The sequence below is a fragment of the Enterobacter sp. SST3 genome (assembly GCF_000286655.1).
In the GTDB taxonomy this organism is placed as follows: domain Bacteria; phylum Pseudomonadota; class Gammaproteobacteria; order Enterobacterales; family Enterobacteriaceae; genus Enterobacter; species Enterobacter roggenkampii.
Window position 1 is genome coordinate 139,335 of sequence record NZ_ALNS01000011.1, and the last position, 18,788, is coordinate 158,122.

18 protein-coding genes are annotated in these 18,788 nt (G+C 56.6%); 11 read left to right on the forward strand and 7 right to left on the reverse strand.

Annotated elements, in window-relative coordinates; genetic code table 11:
- Nucleotide 1: 1 nt before the first annotated feature.
- The 3 genes from B498_RS15615 to B498_RS15605 are packed head-to-tail and all read right to left on the reverse strand — an operon-like array spanning nucleotide 2 to nucleotide 1,830.
- A complete protein-coding gene (locus B498_RS15615; RefSeq protein ID WP_008500442.1) occupies nucleotides 2-397 on the reverse strand; it encodes an MAPEG family protein in 396 nt (131 codons plus the stop codon).
- A gap of 51 nt (nucleotides 398-448) precedes the next feature.
- Nucleotides 449-1,267 carry a DUF72 domain-containing protein gene (locus B498_RS15610; protein WP_008500443.1) on the reverse strand — a complete coding sequence of 273 codons (819 nt, stop codon included), beginning with the start codon at nucleotides 1,265-1,267 and terminating at the stop codon, nucleotides 449-451.
- On the reverse strand, nucleotides 1,264-1,830 hold the full coding sequence (locus tag B498_RS15605) for a hydrolase (protein WP_008500444.1): 567 nt from the start codon (nucleotides 1,828-1,830) through the stop codon (nucleotides 1,264-1,266). Before B498_RS15605 ends, B498_RS15610 begins: the two co-directional genes overlap by 4 nt.
- 263 nt (nucleotides 1,831-2,093) lie before the next feature.
- Between B498_RS15605 and aspS the strand changes: the two genes are divergently transcribed.
- The 6 genes from aspS (at nucleotide 2,094) to ruvB (ending at nucleotide 7,349) form a co-directional block, all read left to right on the forward strand.
- Nucleotides 2,094-3,866, forward strand: a complete 1,773-nt coding sequence (gene aspS, locus B498_RS15600) for an aspartate--tRNA ligase (RefSeq protein ID WP_008500445.1) — start codon at nucleotides 2,094-2,096, stop codon at nucleotides 3,864-3,866.
- 1 nt (nucleotide 3,867) lies between these two features.
- Nucleotides 3,868-4,311: a dihydroneopterin triphosphate diphosphatase gene (nudB, locus tag B498_RS15595; RefSeq protein WP_008500446.1), complete on the forward strand. Its 444-nt coding sequence runs from the start codon at nucleotides 3,868-3,870 to the stop codon at nucleotides 4,309-4,311.
- A gap of 27 nt (nucleotides 4,312-4,338) precedes the next feature.
- On the forward strand, nucleotides 4,339-5,079 hold the full coding sequence (locus B498_RS15590) for a YebC/PmpR family DNA-binding transcriptional regulator (protein ID WP_008500447.1): 741 nt from the start codon (nucleotides 4,339-4,341) through the stop codon (nucleotides 5,077-5,079).
- Nucleotides 5,080-5,113: 34 nt separating this feature from the next.
- Nucleotides 5,114-5,635 carry a crossover junction endodeoxyribonuclease RuvC gene (gene ruvC, locus B498_RS15585; RefSeq protein WP_003859749.1) on the forward strand — a complete coding sequence of 174 codons (522 nt, stop codon included), beginning with the start codon at nucleotides 5,114-5,116 and terminating at the stop codon, nucleotides 5,633-5,635.
- Between the two features lie 80 nt (nucleotides 5,636-5,715).
- Complete coding sequence (ruvA, locus tag B498_RS15580) at nucleotides 5,716-6,330, forward strand: Holliday junction branch migration protein RuvA (protein ID WP_008500448.1); 615 nt, start codon at nucleotides 5,716-5,718, stop codon at nucleotides 6,328-6,330.
- 8 nt (nucleotides 6,331-6,338) lie between these two features.
- Nucleotides 6,339-7,349, forward strand: coding sequence for a Holliday junction branch migration DNA helicase RuvB (ruvB, locus tag B498_RS15575; RefSeq protein ID WP_008500449.1), 1,011 nt, complete (start codon nucleotides 6,339-6,341; stop codon nucleotides 7,347-7,349).
- A 52-nt stretch (nucleotides 7,350-7,401) separates the two neighbouring features.
- Here the strand turns inward: ruvB and znuB are convergent, their stop codons facing one another.
- Both znuB and znuC read right to left on the reverse strand, forming a co-directional pair.
- A complete protein-coding gene (znuB, locus tag B498_RS15570) occupies nucleotides 7,402-8,187 on the reverse strand; it encodes a zinc ABC transporter permease subunit ZnuB (protein WP_008500450.1) in 786 nt (261 codons plus the stop codon).
- The gene (gene znuC, locus B498_RS15565; protein WP_008500451.1) at nucleotides 8,184-8,939 is read right to left on the reverse strand and encodes a zinc ABC transporter ATP-binding protein ZnuC; all 756 of its coding nucleotides are present in this window, start codon (nucleotides 8,937-8,939) and stop codon (nucleotides 8,184-8,186) included. The genes znuB and znuC overlap by 4 nt, the downstream gene beginning before the upstream one ends.
- A 77-nt stretch (nucleotides 8,940-9,016) precedes the next feature.
- Here znuC and znuA point away from each other — a divergent pair, with 77 nt between their 5' ends.
- The 3 genes from znuA to lpxM all read left to right on the forward strand — a co-directional run bounded on the left by znuA (nucleotide 9,017) and on the right by lpxM (nucleotide 12,388).
- Nucleotides 9,017-9,961 carry a zinc ABC transporter substrate-binding protein ZnuA gene (gene znuA / locus B498_RS15560; RefSeq protein WP_025910050.1) on the forward strand — a complete coding sequence of 315 codons (945 nt, stop codon included), beginning with the start codon at nucleotides 9,017-9,019 and terminating at the stop codon, nucleotides 9,959-9,961.
- A 15-nt stretch (nucleotides 9,962-9,976) separates the two neighbouring features.
- Complete coding sequence (gene mepM, locus B498_RS15555) at nucleotides 9,977-11,296, forward strand: murein DD-endopeptidase MepM (RefSeq protein WP_008500453.1); 1,320 nt, start codon at nucleotides 9,977-9,979, stop codon at nucleotides 11,294-11,296.
- Nucleotides 11,297-11,416: 120 nt separating this feature from the next.
- The gene (gene lpxM / locus B498_RS15550) at nucleotides 11,417-12,388 is read left to right on the forward strand and encodes a lauroyl-Kdo(2)-lipid IV(A) myristoyltransferase (protein ID WP_008500454.1); all 972 of its coding nucleotides are present in this window, start codon (nucleotides 11,417-11,419) and stop codon (nucleotides 12,386-12,388) included.
- 45 nt (nucleotides 12,389-12,433) lie between these two features.
- On the opposite strand, the gene pyk is transcribed toward lpxM, so the two are convergent.
- Together pyk and B498_RS15540 are read right to left on the reverse strand one after the other, a co-directional pair.
- Nucleotides 12,434-13,876: a pyruvate kinase gene (gene pyk, locus B498_RS15545; RefSeq protein WP_008500455.1), complete on the reverse strand. Its 1,443-nt coding sequence runs from the start codon at nucleotides 13,874-13,876 to the stop codon at nucleotides 12,434-12,436.
- 137 nt (nucleotides 13,877-14,013) lie between these two features.
- Entirely contained in the window at nucleotides 14,014-14,883 is an 870-nt protein-coding gene (locus tag B498_RS15540; RefSeq protein WP_008500456.1) for a MurR/RpiR family transcriptional regulator, read from the reverse strand.
- A 356-nt stretch (nucleotides 14,884-15,239) separates the two neighbouring features.
- On the opposite strand from B498_RS15540, the gene zwf reads away from it, so the two are divergent.
- Nucleotides 15,240-16,715, forward strand: a complete 1,476-nt coding sequence (zwf, locus tag B498_RS15535; RefSeq protein WP_008500457.1) for a glucose-6-phosphate dehydrogenase — start codon at nucleotides 15,240-15,242, stop codon at nucleotides 16,713-16,715.
- A 233-nt stretch (nucleotides 16,716-16,948) separates the two neighbouring features.
- Complete coding sequence (edd, locus tag B498_RS15530) at nucleotides 16,949-18,760, forward strand: phosphogluconate dehydratase (protein WP_008500458.1); 1,812 nt, start codon at nucleotides 16,949-16,951, stop codon at nucleotides 18,758-18,760.
- The last annotated feature ends 28 nt before the right edge of the window (nucleotides 18,761-18,788 follow it).

Below are 18,788 nucleotides of genomic sequence, written 5' to 3' on the forward strand. Positions count from 1 at the left end.
GCTAATGGAGGGAGAAAACCAACTCCCACGGCATATACCACAGGTTAGCCAGCACCATCAGCAAAAGCGAACACCAGGTTGCACTTATGCCGGAACGACGCCAGCGGATTAAGCGGTGGTGAAAGCCGTAATAATGCATCAGGCGGCCAGCGATAAGCAGCAGGCCACAGATGTGCACCATCCAGGTTTCTGCGCCATTCATCTCCATAAACAGCAGCAGGATGAGGGCCGCGGGGATGTATTCGACCGCATTGCCGTGAATGCGGATAGCGCTTTGCAGCTCGGAAAAGCCGCCGTCACCGTAAGAAACGCGGTAGAGCGTTCTGAGGCGCACAACGTCAAATGAAAACTTAATCAGCAGTAATGCACCTAACACCGCGTACAGCGCGCTGACCATACAAACTCCCTGTTTTTGGCAGATGGCACTTCCCTATGATAGGGGGTGATATCAGAAAAGAGAAGATTGTTGTGGGATGGAAGGGGCGCTGCCCACGGACGGCACCGCAGCCTGCAAGGCCTGCCACAGAGCATCGACCAGTTCGGGGGCCTGGGCAATATCCGGCGTGTGCAAAAAGAGATACGGCGTGGTGGTGTGTTCCCACGAGGCCAGTTTTTCCAGCCAGACGGCGAACATCGCCTGGTTTTGCAGCATGTTATCGCTGCCGATAAACCTGACCATTGGGTTCTTCGCGGTCACGATGGCGTGGACCGGCACTTTCGGTTTTTTACGCTGAGCTTCAACGATGGCCTCGTTATGCGGTATCGCGCTGTGCACCGGACGGCTATCGAGGATCACCCGGTTAACGGAACGCTCAAGCAGGCCGCGGTTGAGCGCTTTTTCCGCTTCGCCTTTCGCAAAGAAGTCCTGGTGTCGAACCTCCACGCCGTAGGTAAATTCCCGGGGCAGGGCATCCAGGAACTGCCAGAGCGCAGGCAGGTCGCGCGGAGCAAACGTGGCCGGAAGCTGCAGCCAGTACTGGCCGATGCGGTTTGCCAGAGGCGCCATCCGGCCAAAGAATTCGTCGGTCAACTCACCGCAGTTTCGCAGCGCGGCCTGGTGAGAAATGGTCGCCGGAAACTTGAAGCAGAAGCGGAAGTCGTCGGTTGTTTGCTCCCGCCAGCGTGCAACAATCTCGGCTTTCGGGAGCGCATAGAGGGTAGTGTTACCCTCGACGCAGTTGAAGTGTCGAGCATACTCTTCAAGGCTGGTGATGCCAAGGCGCACCCATTTCGGGTGCGACCACTGGGGTAAACCGACATACATCATAGCGCGCTGACAATCTCATCCGTGCTGCGCACGCGGCCGATGCGCGGGAAGATATGGGTCATGCTGCCCTGGTGCTGTTCCGCGGAGGCCGCGCTGCAGGCATCTTCGGCGATCACCAGATTAAAGCCGAGCTCCCACGCGTTGCGGGCAGTCGACTCCACGCCGATGTTGGTGGAAATACCGCACATGATGATCGTGTCAATGCCGCGACGGCGGAGCTGCAGCTCAAGATCGGTGCCGTAGAAGGCGCCCCACTGGCGTTTGGTGACTTCAATGTCGCTGTCGCGTTTGCCAAGCGATACCGGGTACGTCCACCAGTTTTCCGGCAGGGCGCGGGCGGGAGTCTGCGCATCAACGGGCTGTTTTAACGCTTCTGCGTAATCCGCAGACCAGCCGACGCGCACCATGACAACCGGGGCACCGCTGGCACGGCATTGTTCCGCCAGGCGGGCGGCTCGGCTGACCACATCGTCCGCGGTATGCGGGCCACCGGCGAAGGGCAAAATGCCTTCCTGTAAATCAATCACCACAAGCGCGGTTTTGCTGGCATCAAGGGTTAACATCGTTACTCCCGTTAAATGAATCACTTCCACACACCATACGACGCGATGGCCTGTTATTGGTCGCATAATTTTGTTAATTTTTGTGAGAATGCGCAATAAGAGTGCAGCAAACGACCGCCTGGCCGTGGTTCGCTCTTATCGTCCGGCGGAATTTCCAGTATAATAGCCGCCTTTTTTCATCCAGTTGTGACATACAGAAAGCTGCGACATAGTAGCCTGCATACCAGGCGACATTTAGCCTGCGGCTAATTAAGGGATATCTCATGCGTACAGAATATTGCGGGCAGCTGCGTCAGTCCCACGTCGGACAGCAGGTCACCCTGTGTGGTTGGGTCAATCGTCGTCGTGATCTTGGTAGCCTTATCTTCATCGATATGCGCGACCGCGAAGGTATCGTTCAGGTGTTCTTCGATCCGGATCGTGCAGATGCGTTGAAGCTGGCCTCTGAGCTGCGTAATGAGTTCTGCATTCAGGTCACCGGCACCGTGCGTGCGCGTGACGAGAAAAACGTTAACGCCGACATGGCGACGGGTGCCATTGAAGTGCTGGCGTCCGATCTGACGATCATCAACCGTGCTGAAGCGCTGCCGCTGGACTCCAACCACGTCAACACTGAAGAAGCGCGTCTGAAATACCGCTACCTGGATCTGCGTCGTCCGGAGATGGCTCAGCGCCTGAAAACCCGTGCGAAAATCACCAGCCTGGTGCGTCGCTTTATGGATGACCACGGTTTCCTCGATATCGAAACCCCGATGCTGACCAAAGCCACGCCGGAAGGCGCGCGCGATTACCTGGTGCCATCCCGCGTTCATAAAGGCAAATTCTACGCGCTGCCACAGTCTCCACAGCTGTTCAAACAGCTGCTGATGATGTCCGGCTTCGATCGCTACTATCAGATCGTGAAATGCTTCCGCGACGAAGACCTGCGTGCTGACCGCCAGCCTGAATTTACCCAGATCGATGTGGAAACCTCCTTCATGACCGCCGAGCAGGTGCGTGAAGTGATGGAAGCCCTGGTGCGTAGCCTGTGGAATGACGTGAAAGGCGTTGAGCTGGGCGATTTCCCAATCATGACCTTCGCGGAAGCCGAGCGTCGCTATGGCTCTGACAAACCCGACCTGCGTAACCCGATGGAGCTGGTGGACGTAGCTGATCTAGTTAAAAACGTGGAGTTCGCGGTCTTCGCGGGTCCGGCTAACGACGCCAAAGGCCGCGTGGCCGCGCTGCGTGTACCGGGCGGCGCGGCTCTGAGCCGTAAGCAGATCGACGACTATGGCAACTTCATCAAGATCTACGGCGCGAAAGGTCTGGCCTATATTAAAGTGACCGAGCGTGCGAAAGGTCTGGAAGGTATCACCAGCCCGGTTGCGAAATTCCTGAACGCGGACATCGTGGAAGCGATCCTGGAGCGCACCGGCGCGCAGGACGGCGACATGATCTTCTTCGGTGCAGATAACAAGAAAGTCGTTGCGGATGCGATGGGCGCGCTGCGTCTGAAGCTCGGTAAAGACCTGAATCTGACCGACGAGAGCAAATGGGCGCCGCTGTGGGTTATCGACTTCCCAATGTTTGAAGACGACGGTGAAGGCGGCCTGACCGCGATGCACCACCCGTTCACCTCGCCGAAAGACATGACGGCTGCCGAGCTGAAAGCGGCACCGGAAGAGGCCGTCGCCAACGCCTACGATATGGTCATCAACGGCTACGAAGTGGGCGGTGGTTCCGTGCGTATTCACAGCGGTGAAATGCAGCAGACCGTGTTCGGCATCCTGGGCATCAACGAGCAGGAGCAGCGCGAGAAATTCGGCTTCCTGCTGGACGCGCTGAAATACGGTACGCCTCCGCACGCGGGTCTGGCCTTCGGTCTTGACCGTCTGACCATGCTGCTGACCGGCACCGATAACATCCGTGATGTTATCGCTTTCCCGAAAACCACTGCTGCAGCGTGTCTGATGACCGAAGCGCCAAGCTTTGCCAACCCGGCCGCACTGGCTGAGCTGGGCATTGAGGTGGTGAAGAAGGAAGAGAAAAACTGATATGACATATAAGCTCCCCGTTTCGGTCCTGGTGGTCATTTATGCAGAAGACACGAAGCGGGTGCTGATGTTGCAGCGGCGCGATGACCCTGAATTCTGGCAGTCGGTTACCGGCAGTCTGGAAGAGGGGGAAACCGCGCCGCAGGCCGCCGCGCGTGAAGTAAAGGAAGAGGTCGCCATTGACGTTGCCCGCGAGCAACTGACCCTGAAGGACTGTCAGCGCACGGTGGAGTTCGAAATTTTTAGCCATTTACGTCATCGCTACGCGCCGGGTACCGAGCGCAATACGGAATCGTGGTTCTGTCTCGCGCTCCCCCATGAACGGGAGATCGTGTTTACCGAACACCTGACCTACCGCTGGGTGAATGCGGCGGATGCCGCCGCACTGACCAAGTCGTGGAGCAACCGGCAGGCGATTGAAGAATTTGTAATTAACGCTGCCTGAAAAGGCGCGCTCTTTGAGGATATTTTTATGGCAGGTCATAGTAAGTGGGCCAACACCAAACACCGCAAAGCGGCACAGGATGCCAAGCGCGGTAAGATCTTTACCAAAATCATTCGCGAGCTGGTGACGGCAGCGCGTCTGGGCGGCGGCGATCCGGCCTCTAACCCACGTCTGCGTGCGGCGGTGGATAAAGCGCTGTCTAACAACATGACGCGTGACACCCTGAACCGTGCTATCGCACGTGGCGTCGGCGGTGATGAAGACGCGAACATGGAAACCATCATCTATGAAGGTTACGGTCCTGGCGGTACGGCGGTGATGGTTGAATGCCTCTCCGACAACCGTAACCGTACCGTTGCGGAAGTGCGCCACGCGTTCACCAAAACCGGTGGCAACCTGGGCACTGACGGTTCCGTTGCTTACCTGTTCAGCAAAAAAGGCGTCATCTCCTTCGAGAAAGGCGACGAAGATGCGATCATGGAAGCGGCGCTGGAAGCCGGTGCGGAAGACGTAGTGACCTTCGACGACGGCGCTATCGACGTTTATACCGCCTGGGAAGAGATGGGTGCCGTGCGCGATGCGCTGGAAGCGGCGGGCCTGAAAGCGGACAACGCTGAAGTCTCCATGATCCCGTCCACCAAAGCGGACATGGATGCAGAAACGGCACCAAAACTGCTGCGTCTGATCGACATGCTCGAAGACTGCGACGACGTGCAGGAAGTGTATCACAACGGTGAAATCTCTGATGAGGTTGCAGCGACTCTCTGATGGGAGCGTGTAAACCCGTTACAGGAGACGCGTGATGTCGATTATTCTCGGGATTGACCCAGGCTCACGCGTCACCGGTTATGGCGTTATCCGTCAGGTGGGACGCCAGTTAACCTACCTGGGCAGTGGCTGTATTCGCACCAAAGTGGACGATCTGCCGTCGCGCCTGAAGCTCATCTATGCGGGCGTGTCGGAGATCATCACCCAGTTTCAGCCGGACTATTTCGCCATCGAGCAGGTCTTTATGGCGAAAAACGCCGATTCGGCGCTAAAGCTCGGTCAGGCGCGCGGGGTGGCCATTGTCGCTGCGGTGAACCAGGATTTGCCGGTTTTCGAATACGCGGCAAGGCAGGTTAAGCAGACGGTGGTGGGCATCGGTAGCGCGGAGAAAAGTCAGGTGCAGCACATGGTGCGGACCCTGCTCAAGCTCCCTGCTAACCCGCAGGCCGACGCCGCCGATGCGCTGGCGATTGCGATTACCCACTGTCACGTCAGCCAGAACGCGATGCAAATGAGCGAATCGCGGCTCAATCTGGCGCGAGGCAGGTTACGATAATGACAAATCAGGCTGGATGTTTATCCAGCCTTTTTTTATTATGTCGGCAGTTAATTTCTTCCAGAACGCAGGAGCGTCACGTGATAGGCAGACTTAGAGGCATCATCATTGAAAAACAACCCCCGTTAGTGCTGCTGGAAGTGGGTGGCGTGGGCTATGAAGTCCATATGCCGATGACCTGCTTCTACGAGCTGCCGGACGCGGGCAAAGAGGCGATTGTCTTTACCCAGTTTGTGGTGCGTGAAGATGCTCAGCTGCTGTACGGCTTCAACAACAAACAGGAACGCACCCTGTTCCGCGAGCTGATTAAAACCAACGGCGTCGGGCCGAAGCTGGCGCTGGCGATCTTATCCGGCATGTCTGCACCACAGTTTGTGAATGCCGTTGAGCGTGAAGATCCTGCGGCGCTGATTAAGCTTCCTGGCATTGGTAAGAAAACGGCAGAGCGCCTGATTGTCGAGATGAAAGACCGCTTTAAAGGCCTGCATGGCGATCTCTTCACGCCGGCGGCCGATCTGGTGCTGACCTCCCCAGGCGCGCCTGCGGCGGATGATGACGCGGAGCAGGAAGCGGTTGCCGCGCTGGTGGCACTGGGCTATAAACCTCAGGAGGCCAGCCGTATGGTGAGCAAAATTGCCAAACCGGACGCCAGCAGTGAAACCCTGATTCGTGAAGCGCTGCGCGCTGCATTGTGAGGTAAAGGATGATTGAAGCAGACCGCCTGGTTTCGGCAGGCACTGTTCAGGCAGAGGATGTGGTGGATCGCGCGATTCGCCCAAAACTGCTTGATGAGTACATTGGCCAGCCGCAGGTTCGTTCCCAAATGGAGATTTTTATCCAGGCGGCAAAGCTGCGCGGCGATGCGCTCGATCACCTGCTGATTTTTGGCCCGCCGGGTTTAGGCAAAACCACGCTGGCGAACATCGTTGCTAATGAAATGGGCGTGAACCTGCGCACCACCTCCGGCCCGGTGCTGGAGAAGGCGGGCGATTTGGCGGCCATGCTGACCAACCTCGAACCGCATGACGTGCTGTTTATCGATGAGATCCACCGCCTGTCGCCGGTGGTGGAAGAGGTGCTCTATCCGGCGATGGAAGATTATCAGCTGGATATCATGATTGGTGAAGGTCCGGCTGCACGCTCCATCAAAATCGATCTGCCGCCGTTTACCCTAATAGGCGCCACGACGCGAGCCGGGTCGCTGACCTCTCCACTGCGCGACCGTTTCGGTATCGTGCAGCGTCTGGAGTTTTACCAGGTGGCCGATCTCCAGCACATCGTTGGCCGCAGCGCCCGCTATATGGGGCTGGAGATGAGCGAAGAGGGGGCGTTTGAAGTGGCGAAGCGTTCCCGCGGTACGCCGCGTATCGCCAACCGCCTGCTGCGCCGCGTGCGTGACTTTGCTGAGGTGAAGCACAACGGTTCGATCTCCGCAGAGATCGCCGCGCAGGCGCTGGATATGCTGAACGTCGATGCCGAAGGTTTTGACTACATGGACCGCAAGCTGCTGCTGGCGGTGCTGGACAAGTTCTTTGGTGGCCCGGTCGGGCTGGATAACCTGGCGGCGGCAATCGGGGAAGAGCGTGAAACCATTGAGGACGTGCTTGAACCGTATCTGATCCAGCAGGGCTTCCTGCAGCGCACCCCGCGTGGACGTATGGCCACGGTGCGGGCGTGGAATCATTTCGGCATTACGCCACCGGCAATGCCGTAAGCAGCGATAATTTATAGCCCCGGTAAGCGAAGCGCCACCGGGGACATACCCGCTACTGCGCGGTCTTCTTCATCATACTGAAGATAAACAAAACCGCCGCACTCAGCACCACGGACGGCCCCGCAGGCGTGTCATAGAACGCCGAGAAGGTTAGCCCACCCGTTACCGCAATCATCCCGATAATTACGGCAACACTGGCCATCTGCTCCGGCGTACGGGCAAAACGACGCGCCGTAGCCGCAGGGATGATCAGCAGCGATGTAATAATCAGCGCGCCGACAAACTTCATCGCCACGCCAATGGTTAACGCCGTTACCAGCATCAGCAGCAGCTTAACGCGCTGCAGCTTCACGCCATCGACGAACGCCAGATCGGGGCTGACGGTCATCGCCAGCAGGTTACGCCACTGCCAGAGCAGAATCCCGAGCACCACCACAACGCCAATGGCGATAGCGATGAGATCGTCAGGCGTGACGGCCAGCAGGTCACCGAACAGGTAAGCCATGAGATCCACGCGGATATTGGACATCAGGCTGACCACCACCAGGCCCAGCGACAGGGCACTGTGCGCCATGATGCCAAGCAGGGTATCGATGGCGAGGTGAGGGCGCTTTTCCAGCCAGACCAGACCGGCCGCCAGCAGCAGCGTGACCACAATCACCGCGTAGAACGGGTTGACGTTCAGCAGCAGGCCAAAAGCCACGCCCAGCAGGGACGCGTGCGCCAGGGTATCGCCGAAGTAAGACATTCTGCGCCACACCACAAACGAGCCGAGTGGACCCGCGGCGCAGGCAAGCATAATCCCGGCCAGCCAGCCGGGCAGTAACAGTTCAATCATGAGTGTCCATTTCCCCGACGCAGAACGATTCGTCCCTGCAAATCATGGCGATGATTATGATGATGGCGATAGATGCCGAGCTGTTCAGCGCCGCGAGGGCCGAACATGGAGATAAATTCCGGGTGCATGGAGACCACTTCTGGCGTGCCGGAGCAGCAGATGTGGTGGTTAAGACACAGCACTTCGTCAGTCTTTGCCATCACCAGATGCAGGTCGTGGGATACCATCAGTACCGCGCAGTTCAGTTCCTGACGCAGCTGGTCAATAAGATCGTATAGCGCGACCTGGCCGTTGACGTCGACCCCCTGCGTCGGCTCATCCAGCACCAGCAGCTGCGGGCTGCTGAGCAACGCACGGGCAAGTAATACGCGCTGCGTTTCACCGCCGGACAGTTTTTGCAGCGGCGCATCGACAAGATGGCCTGCCTGCACGCGCTTCAGCGCCGGGAGAATATCGGCTTTACGCGTGCCGGGACGCAGGCGCAGGAAACGGCTCACCGTCAGCGGCAGCGTGGCGTCGAGGTGCAGTTTTTGCGGCACATAGCCGATGCGCAATTTTTCCTCACGCTTGATCACGCCTTCATCGGGTGCGACCAGACCCAGCACCACGCGAACCAGGGTGGATTTGCCTGCGCCATTGGGGCCGAGCAGCGTCAGAATTTTGCCGGGCTTCAGATCGAGCGACACGTCAGAAAGGACGCGGCGCTGGCCAAATGAGACCGAAATATTTTCAAGAGAAACCAATGTCGTCATGTCATTTTAAGCTTGAAGAAGTCAACGAATGTTATAATATCACATTCCACGCATTCACTACGATGATTAGTCGCATTATGTTACATAAAAATACGCTTCTTTTCGCAGCATTATCCGCTGCCCTTTGGGGCACAACCGCACAAGATGTTAACGCTGCGGTTGTCGCTTCGCTTAAACCACTCGGGTTTATCGCGTCAGCCATTGCTGACGGGGTAACAGAAACTCAGGTTCTGCTCCCGGATGGTGCATCCGAGCATGACTACTCCCTGCGCCCTTCAGACGTAAAACGCTTACAAAACGCGGACTTAGTTGTCTGGATTGGTCCGGAAATGGAAGCGTTTATGCAGAAGTCAGCAAAACAGGTGGCGGGCGAAAAACAGGTCGCGATTGCCGCCCTCCCAGGCGTGAAACCGTTACTCATGAAAGGGACGGATGACGACGGCGATGAACATGACCATCATGCTGCCGACGGTGAAAAAGGTGATGGAGATCACCATCACGGCGAGTACAACATGCATCTTTGGTTATCCCCAGAGATAGCGCGGCTTTCAGCGGTTGCAATCCATGACAAATTAGTGGAACTTATGCCGCAAAGTCGAGCCAAACTAGACGCCAACCTGAAAGATTTTGAGGCACAATTAGCCGCAACCGATAAGCAGGTAGGTAATGAGCTCGCACCGTTGAAAGGAAAAGGGTATTTCGTTTTTCATGACGCCTACGGCTATTACGAAAAACACTACGGTTTGACCCCGCTGGGGCACTTTACCGTCAACCCTGAAATTCAACCTGGTGCGCAGCGTTTACATGAAATCAGAACACAGCTGGTTGAGCAAAAAGCGACATGCGTTTTTGCTGAGCCACAGTTCAGGCCAGCGGTCGTAGAAGCCGTGGCCAGGGGGACATCCGTGCGCATGGGGACCCTTGACCCGCTAGGAACGAATATCCAGTTGAGCAAAGCGAGCTATTCGCAGTTCCTCAGCCAACTGGCGAACCAGTATGCGAGCTGCCTGAAAGGAGATTAACGAGGAAGTGAATACGTGCAACAGATAGCCCGCTCTGTCGCCCTGGCATTTAACAATCTGCCTCGACCCCACCGCGTCATGCTGGGGTCGCTTACAGTACTCACCTTAGCGGTCGCCGTCTGGCGGCCCTATGTTTACCACCCGAGTTCTGCCCCTATCATCAAAACCATCGAGCTTGAAAAGAGCGAAATCCGCTCTTTGCTGCCTGAAGCCAGTGAGCCTATCGACCAGTCGGCTCAGGAAGATGAAGCCATTCCACAGGATGAACTGGACGATAAAACCGAGAACGAAGCGGGTATCCACGAATATGTAGTTTCTACCGGGGACACGCTGAGCAGCGTGCTGAACCAGTACGGCATCGACATGGGCAATATCAGCCAGCTGGCGGCGGCAGATAAAGATCTTCGCAACCTGAAAATTGGGCAACAGCTCTCCTGGACGTTAACGGCCGATGGCGATCTCCAGCGTCTGACCTGGGAAATGTCCCGCCGTGAAACCCGCACCTACGATCGCACGGCAACCGGTTTCAAAATGACCAGCGAAATGCAGAAGGGCGACTGGGTCAACAGCGTTCTCAAAGGCACCGTGGGCGCAAGCTTTGTCTCCAGCGCGCGCGACGCAGGGTTGACCAGCGCTGAAATCAGTTCGGTGATCAAAGCCATGCAGTGGCAGATGGATTTCCGCAAGCTGAAAAAAGGCGATGAGTTTTCCGTCCTGATGTCCCGCGAAATGCTGGACGGCAAGCGCGAGCAAAGCCAGCTGCTGGGCGTGCGTCTGCGCTCCGAGGGCAAAGATTACTACGCGATCCGTGCCGAAGACGGCAAGTTCTACGACCGCACCGGTACGGGCCTTGCAAAGGGCTTCCTGCGCTTCCCGACGGCGAAACAGTTCCGCGTCTCCTCCAACTTTAACCCGCGTCGTCTGAACCCTGTCACCGGACGCGTCGCACCGCACCGTGGCGTTGACTTTGCTATGCCGCAGGGCACACCGGTACTCGCGGTTGGGGATGGCGAAGTGGTGGTGGCCAAACGTAGCGGCGCAGCCGGATATTATGTTGCGGTACGACATGGTCGCACGTATACGACCCGCTATATGCACCTGCGTAAGCTGCTGGTTAAACCAGGACAGAAGGTGAAGCGTGGTGACCGCATTGCGATCTCCGGTAATACCGGTCGCTCTACCGGCCCGCACCTGCACTACGAAGTGTGGATCAACCAGCAGGCCGTGAACCCGCTGACGGCGAAACTGCCGCGCACCGAAGGCCTGACGGGTAAAGATCGTACGGATTACCTGGCGCAGGTGAAAGAGGTGTTGCCGCAGCTGAGCTTAGACTAAGCCCTCTGTTTTTGTTAAAAAAGCCGGCGCACCCTGACGCCGGCTTTTTCTTTTGTGCGCGGACGACTGCCTCGCTACACTATCTGAATTAATTTTGCGTCATCAGACCCTGGATCCAGCATGGAAACCCAAAAAAACAATATTGAATACATTCCTGAGTTTGAAAAATCCTTCCGCCATCCGCGCAACTGGGGCGCCTGGCTCGGTGTTTACGCCTTTGCGGGGATAGCGTTGCTGCCGGCTTCCGTCCGCGATCCTGTCCTGGGTAAAATTGGCCGTCTTGCCGGGCGCTTAGGCAAGAGTGCCCGCCGTCGCGCGCAGATTAATCTCTATTACTGTTTTCCTGAAAAGAGCGACGCCGAGCGCGAGGCAATCATTGATGAGATGTATACCACCGCACCGCAGGCCATGGCGATGATGGCGGAGCTGGCGCTGAAAGGGCCGGAGAAAATTGTCGATCGCGTTGACTGGAAAGGGCTGGATATTATTGAGGAGATGCGCCGCAATGACGAGAAAGTCATTTTCCTTGTCCCACACGGCTGGGGCGTTGATATTCCGGCGATGCTAATGGCCTCTCAGGGCCAGAAGATGGCGGCAATGTTCCATAACCAGGGCAATAAAATCTTCGATTTTGTCTGGAATACGGTGCGTCGTCGTTTTGGCGGACGCCTGCATGCGCGCAACGATGGCATTAAGCCGTTCATTCAGTCGGTACGCCAGGGGTACTGGGGCTACTATCTGCCGGATCAGGACCACGGCCCCGAGCACAGCGAGTTTGTCGATTTCTTTGCGACCTATAAAGCGACGCTCCCTGCGATTGGCCGCCTGATGAAAGTGTGTCGTGCCCGCGTGATCCCGCTATTCCCGGTCTACGACGGTAAAACGCATCGCCTGAGCATTGAGGTTCGTCCGCCGATGGACGATCTGCTGACCGCTGACGACCACACCATTGCCCGTCGGATGAACGAAGAGGTGGAGATCCTGGTAGGGCCGCATGCCGAGCAGTACACGTGGATCCTGAAGCTGCTTAAAACGCGTAAGCCGGGTGAAAAAGAGCCGTATAAACGCAAAGAGCTTTATCCAACGAAATAAAAAAAGCCCTCTCCATCTGGAGAGGGTTTTTTAACAGAGTCGTTATTACTCGACGGTCATAACGCGCGTGGTGTTGGTTGAGCCGATGGTGCTCATCACATCGCCCTGGGTCACAATGACGATATCACCAGAGACCAGATAGCCTTTGTCGCGCAGCAGGTTTACGGCATCGTGCGCCGCGGCCACGCCGTCATTGGTGCTGTCGAAGTGTACCGGCGTCACGCCGCGGTACAGCGCCGTCAGGTTCAGCGTACGTTCGTGACGGGACATGGCGAAGATCGGCAGACCTGAGCTGATACGAGAGGTCATTAGCGCGGTGCGGCCAGATTCGGTCATAGTGATGATCGCGGTAACGCCCTTCAGATGGTTTGCCGCATACATTGCAGACATCGCAATCGCTTCTTCAACGTTGTCGAACTGCACGTCCAGACGGTGTTTAGAGACGTTGATGCTTGGGATCTTTTCAGCACCCAGGCAAACACGTGCCATGGCGGCCACGGTTTCTGCCGGATACTGGCCCGCAGCGGTTTCCGCAGAGAGCATTACCGCATCGGTACCGTCCAGCACGGCGTTGGCCACGTCCATCACTTCTGCACGGGTTGGCATCGGGTTGGTGATCATCGATTCCATCATCTGAGTGGCGGTGATCACCGCGCGGTTCAGCTGACGTGCGCGACGAATCAGGGCTTTCTGAATACCCACCAGCTCAGGGTCGCCGATTTCCACACCCAGGTCGCCACGCGCAACCATCACCACGTCAGAGGCAAGGATCACGTCGTCCATAGCATCCTGATCGCAAACGGCTTCCGCACGCTCAACTTTGGCGACGATTTTGGCATCGCAGCCTGCATCACGCGCCAGACGACGCGCATAGTTCAGATCTTCGCCGCAGCGCGGGAAGGAGACGGCCAGGTAGTCAACACCGATCAGCGCAGCAGTCACAATATCCGCTTTATCTTTATCAGTAAGCGCTTCCGCAGAGAGGCCGCCGCCCAGCTTGTTGATGCCTTTATTGTTGGAGAGCGGGCCGCCGACGGTGACTTCGGTGAACACTTTCATGCCCTGAACTTCCAGCACTTTCAGCTGCACGCGACCGTCGTCAAGCAGCAGGATATCGCCAGGTACGACGTCAGCCGGGAGGCCTTTATAGTCGATACCGACTTTCTCTTTATCGCCTTCGCCTTTGCCCAGGTTGGCATCCAGCAGGAATTTGTCGCCGATATTGAGGAAAACTTTACCCTCTTTAAAGGTCGAAACGCGGATTTTTGGACCCTGCAAATCGCCGAGGATCGCAACGTGACGGCCCAGTTTGGCTGCGATTTCACGCACTTTATCGGCACGTAATTTATGGTCTTCTGGCGTACCGTGAGAGAAGTTCATACGCACCACGTTGGCGCCAGCGGCGATAATTTTCTCGAGATTATTATCGCGATCGGTGGCCGGGCCTAAGGTGGTTACGATCTTGGTTCTGCGAAGCCTTCTGGACATGTAATACTCCGTTGACTGAAACAACTTTGGTGTTGCGTGAACATTGAATCGGCCTTCATCTGCTGCAAGGCAGTGGAGAGGGGACCGAATGCCGTAAATCGTTACTTCGTCATTATTCGTGACGTCTTCGTTATCAACTATCGAACATCGCTCTTTATAAGCAATTCTTTATCAAAACGCGATTCCTTCAGCGCTTCCTTGACCCGCTTCAAGTTATCCCGGAATTTTGCCCCCCGGCGTAAGGTAAAACCGGTCGCCAGCACGTCAATCACGGTGAGCTGGGCCAGTCGGGAGACCATTGGCATATAAATGTCGGTGTCTTCCGGCACGTCGAGAGTGATCGCCAGCGTCGCCTCACGGGCCAGCGGTGTGCCCGCCGTGGTCAGCGCAATCACCATGGCATCGTTTTCACGGGCCAGCTGCGCCAGTTCTACCTGACTCTTAGTGCGGCCAGTATGCGAAATCAGTACCACGACGTCATCTTCACTGCAATTCATACAGCTCATGCGTTGCAGGACAATGTCATCGGAATAAATCACCGGGACGTTAAAGCGGAAAAATTTGTTCATGGCGTCATGCGCGACGGCCGCCGACGACCCGAGCCCAAAGAAGGCAATTCGCTTGGCCTGGGTGAGTAAATCCACTGCGCGATTCACGGAACTCATGTCCAGAGACTGACGGACGTGGTCAAGCGAAGCCATGGCCGACTCAAAAATTTTTGCGGTATAGGCATCAACGCTGTCGTCTTCATCCACATTACGATTAACATAAGGGGTGCCGTTAGCCAGACTTTGTGCCAGATGCAGTTTAAAATCAGGAAAGCCGCGCGTTTCCAGGCTGCGGCAGAAGCGATTGACCGTGGGTTCGCTAACACCCGCTTCCTGTGCCAGAGCGGCGATGCTTGAATGAATCGCCTGAGCGGGAGAGGCGAGAATGACCTCGGCCACTTTTCGCTCGGATTTGCTAAGGTGTTCCAGTTGAAACTGGATTTTTTCCAGCATGTTCATGTTAACAGGACGCTCATGGGTGTAAACGATTTCATTAATTGATGAAATCGTGATTCGATTTAGCCGATATTACCCCTGTGGCTTCCATTAAGGGTAACAATCGACGAGATAATGTTGTTGTTTTTTTTCATTACTTGATCGATGTCGGGTTTTGCTATGACCCTGTTGCGCAAAGAAACGACGGTTGTTGCGTCATTAAGCCGTCGAAATCATCCAATGGGTGAAAAATCGCGGTATCGCACGCGACGATAAGCGCTAATGGTTTCGGGAATGACGTAAAAGCAGTACAGTGCATTGTAATAAAATTACAACGATACCTGGCAGAAGCACCAGGTGATCCAACTGAGGAGAATGACATGGCGGTAACGCAAACAGCCCAGGCATGTGACCTGGTCATTTTCGGCGCGAAAGGCGATCTTGCACGCCGAAAATTGCTGCCTTCCCTGTATCAACTGGAGAAAGCGGGCCAAATTCATCCGGATACCCGTATCCTGGGTGTTGGGCGCGCCGACTGGGATAAGGACGCTTATACCAAAGTCGTCCGCGAGGCGCTCGAAACTTTCATGAAGGAAAAAATTGATGAAAGTTTGTGGGATACCCTGAGCGGTCGTCTCGATTTCTGCAACCTTGACGTGAATGACGTCAGCGCGTTCGCTCGCTTGGGCGCGATGCTGGATCAGAAAAACCGCGTCACCATTAACTATTTCGCCATGCCGCCAAGCACCTTCGGCGCCATCTGCAAGGGCCTGGGCGAAGCCAAACTGAACGCCAAACCGGCGCGCGTCGTGATGGAGAAGCCGCTGGGTACGTCCCTGGCAACCTCGCGTGAAATCAACGACCAGGTGGGCGAGTTCTTTGAAGAGTGCCAGGTCTACCGTATCGACCATTATCTCGGTAAAGAGACGGTGCTGAACCTGCTGGCGCTGCGTTTTGCTAACTCCCTGTTTGTAAATAACTGGGATAACCGCACTATCGACCACGTGGAAATCACCGTGGCGGAAGAGGTGGGGATTGAAGGTCGCTGGGGTTACTTTGACCAGGCCGGTCAGATGCGCGACATGATCCAGAACCACCTGCTGCAGATTTTGTGCATGATTGCCATGTCTCCTCCGTCTGATCTGACGGCGGACAGCATCCGTGACGCCAAAGTGAAAGTGCTGAAGTCGCTGCGCCGCATCGACCGCTCCAACGTGCGCGAGAAGACCGTTCGCGGCCAGTACACCGCCGGGTTTGCGCAAGGCAAAAAGGTGCCTGGCTACCTGGAAGAAGAGGGCGCGAACAAGTCCAGCAACACCGAGACGTTCGTGGCCATCCGCGTGGACATCGACGACTGGCGCTGGGCGGGGGTTCCGTTCTACCTGCGCACCGGTAAGCGTCTGCCTGCGAAATGTTCCGAAGTGGTAGTCTACTTTAAGAACCCGGAACTGAACCTGTTCAAAGAGTCCTGGCAGGAGCTGCCGCAGAACAAGCTGACCATTCGTCTGCAGCCGGACGAGGGCGTGGATATCCAGATCCTGAACAAAGTGCCGGGCCTGGATCATAAACACAACCTGCAGACCACCAAGCTGGATCTGAGCTACTCCGAAACCTTCAACCAGACACACCTGGCCGATGCTTACGAGCGTCTGCTGCTGGAAACCATGCGCGGTATCCAGGCGCTGTTCGTGCGTCGCGATGAGGTGGAAGAGGCGTGGAAATGGGTCGACTCCATCACCGAAGCCTGGGCTGCCGATCAGGATGCGCCAAAACCGTATCAGGCGGGCACATGGGGACCTGTCGCGTCGGTGGCAATGATCACCCGTGATGGCCGCTCCTGGAACGAGTTTGAGTAAGATAATCCGCTAGCCCGAAAGTGTTATTTTACCGGTAACATGATCTAACACAGCTCGTGGCACAATTTTCAACTTTTAAGCTCCGCGTGGATTCACCCGCGGAGCTTTTTTTATTACACTGCCGGAAGTGATTTTGCCCCTGAGCTCCGGACAGCAAGCGTTTCAGCGTTGTTAACAACTGCCAGCGACTTTGTAAACTCCCGAGCCCGGACAGATAAATGAGAGGAGCTTTTATGAATCCGACATTGTTACGCGTAACGCAGCGCATTATTGAGCGCTCGAAAGAGACCCGTTCGGCCTACCTCGCCCGGATTGAACAGGCGAAGAGCCACACCGTTCACCGCTCCCAGCTGGCCTGCGGTAACCTGGCGCACGGCTTCGCCGCCTGCCAGCCTGACGATAAAGCGTCGCTGAAAAGCATGTTGCGTAACAATATCGCCATCATTACCGCCTATAACGATATGCTCTCCGCGCACCAGCCCTATGAGGTTTACCCGGATATCATCCGTAAAGCGCTGCACAGCGTGAATGCGGTCGGCCAGGTGGCGGGTGGGGTACCCGCCATGTGCGACGGCGTGACGCAGGGTCAGGACGGTATGGAGCTCTCCCTGCTGAGCCGTGAAGTCATTGCCATGTCCGCGGCGGTGGGCCTGTCACACAACATGTTTGATGGCGCGCTCTATCTCGGCGTATGCGACAAGATTGTTCCGGGCCTGGTGATGGCCGCGCTGTCGTTTGGTCATCTGCCTGCGATCTTCGTGCCGTCGGGCCCAATGGCAAGCGGCCTGCCGAACAAAGAAAAAGTGCGCATTCGCCAGCTGTACGCGGAAGGAAAAGCAGATCGTCAGGCGCTGCTGGAAGCGGAAGCTGCATCCTACCACGCGCCGGGCACCTGTACGTTCTACGGTACCGCGAACACGAACCAGATGGTGGTGGAGTTTATGGGGATGCAGCTTCCGGGCTCGTCCTTTATCCAGCCGGATGCACCGCTGCGCAAAGCGCTGACCGAGGCCGCGGCCCGTCAGGTCACGCGTCTGACCGGAAACGGCAACGAATGGATGCCGATGGGCAAAATGGTCGACGAAAAGGTTATCGTCAACGGGATTGTCGCGCTGCTGGCCACCGGCGGTTCGACCAACCACACCATGCACCTGGTGGCCATGGCGCGTGCGGCGGGCATTCTGATTAACTGGGATGACTTCTCCGAGATCTCTTCCGTGGTGCCGTTGATGGCGCGCCTGTATCCAAACGGTCCGGCGGACATCAACCACTTCCAGGCCGCCGGCGGCGTACCGCTGCTCATGCGCGAGCTGCTGAAGGGCGGTCTGCTGCATGAAGATGTTAACACCGTAGCGGGCTTTGGCCTGCAGCGCTACACCCAGGAGCCATGGCTGAACAACGGCGAGCTGGACTGGCGCGAAGGGGCGACCGCATCTCTTGATGCGCAGGTTATTGCCACCATCGACAAACCTTTCTCTCCTCACGGTGGCACAAAGGTGCTGAGCGGTAACCTCGGTCGCGCGGTAATGAAGACCTCTGCCGTACCGGAAGAGAACCAGATTATCGAAGCGCCAGCGGTGGTATTTGAAAGCCAGCACGACGTATTACCTGCCTTTGACGCCGGTCTGCTCGACAAAGACTGCGTGGTAGTGGTGCGTCATCAGGGGCCTAAAGCCAATGGGATGCCAGAATTACATAAACTTATGCCACCACTTGGTGTATTATTGGACCGCCGTTTCAAAATTGCACTGGTGACCGATGGACGCCTCTCTGGCGCCTCAGGTAAAGTGCCATCAGCTATCCACGTGACGCCGGAAGCGTACGACGGCGGCCTGCTGGCGAAAGTGCGTGACGGTGACATGATCCGCGTTAACGGTCAGACAGGCGAGTTAACCCTGCTGCTGGATGACGCCGAGCTGGCGGCACGTCAGCCCCATATTCCTGACCTGAGCGCGTCGCGCGTGGGAACAGGACGCGAAATGTTTGGCGCACTGCGTGAGAACCTCTCCGGTGCTGAGCAGGGCGCAACCTGTATTACGTTTTAAGACGACTTGATTTTAACGATCTGGCGAG

Coding starts and splice junctions, on each gene's coding strand:
- B498_RS15615 (WP_008500442.1), bottom strand. CDS start 397: ATGGTCAGCGCGCTGTACGCGGTGTTAGGTGCATTACTGCTGATTAAG.
- B498_RS15610 (WP_008500443.1), bottom strand. CDS start 1,267: ATGATGTATGTCGGTTTACCCCAGTGGTCGCACCCGAAATGGGTGCGC.
- zwf (WP_008500457.1), top strand. CDS start 15,240: ATGGCGGTAACGCAAACAGCCCAGGCATGTGACCTGGTCATTTTCGGC.
- znuA (WP_025910050.1), top strand. CDS start 9,017: ATGTTACATAAAAATACGCTTCTTTTCGCAGCATTATCCGCTGCCCTT.
- znuC (WP_008500451.1), bottom strand. CDS start 8,939: ATGACGACATTGGTTTCTCTTGAAAATATTTCGGTCTCATTTGGCCAG.
- pyk (WP_008500455.1), bottom strand. CDS start 13,876: ATGTCCAGAAGGCTTCGCAGAACCAAGATCGTAACCACCTTAGGCCCG.
- aspS (WP_008500445.1), top strand. CDS start 2,094: ATGCGTACAGAATATTGCGGGCAGCTGCGTCAGTCCCACGTCGGACAG.
- znuB (WP_008500450.1), bottom strand. CDS start 8,187: ATGATTGAACTGTTACTGCCCGGCTGGCTGGCCGGGATTATGCTTGCC.
- ruvB (WP_008500449.1), top strand. CDS start 6,339: ATGATTGAAGCAGACCGCCTGGTTTCGGCAGGCACTGTTCAGGCAGAG.
- edd (WP_008500458.1), top strand. CDS start 16,949: ATGAATCCGACATTGTTACGCGTAACGCAGCGCATTATTGAGCGCTCG.
- nudB (WP_008500446.1), top strand. CDS start 3,868: ATGACATATAAGCTCCCCGTTTCGGTCCTGGTGGTCATTTATGCAGAA.
- B498_RS15590 (WP_008500447.1), top strand. CDS start 4,339: ATGGCAGGTCATAGTAAGTGGGCCAACACCAAACACCGCAAAGCGGCA.
- B498_RS15540 (WP_008500456.1), bottom strand. CDS start 14,883: ATGAACATGCTGGAAAAAATCCAGTTTCAACTGGAACACCTTAGCAAA.
- ruvC (WP_003859749.1), top strand. CDS start 5,114: ATGTCGATTATTCTCGGGATTGACCCAGGCTCACGCGTCACCGGTTAT.
- B498_RS15605 (WP_008500444.1), bottom strand. CDS start 1,830: ATGTTAACCCTTGATGCCAGCAAAACCGCGCTTGTGGTGATTGATTTA.
- lpxM (WP_008500454.1), top strand. CDS start 11,417: ATGGAAACCCAAAAAAACAATATTGAATACATTCCTGAGTTTGAAAAA.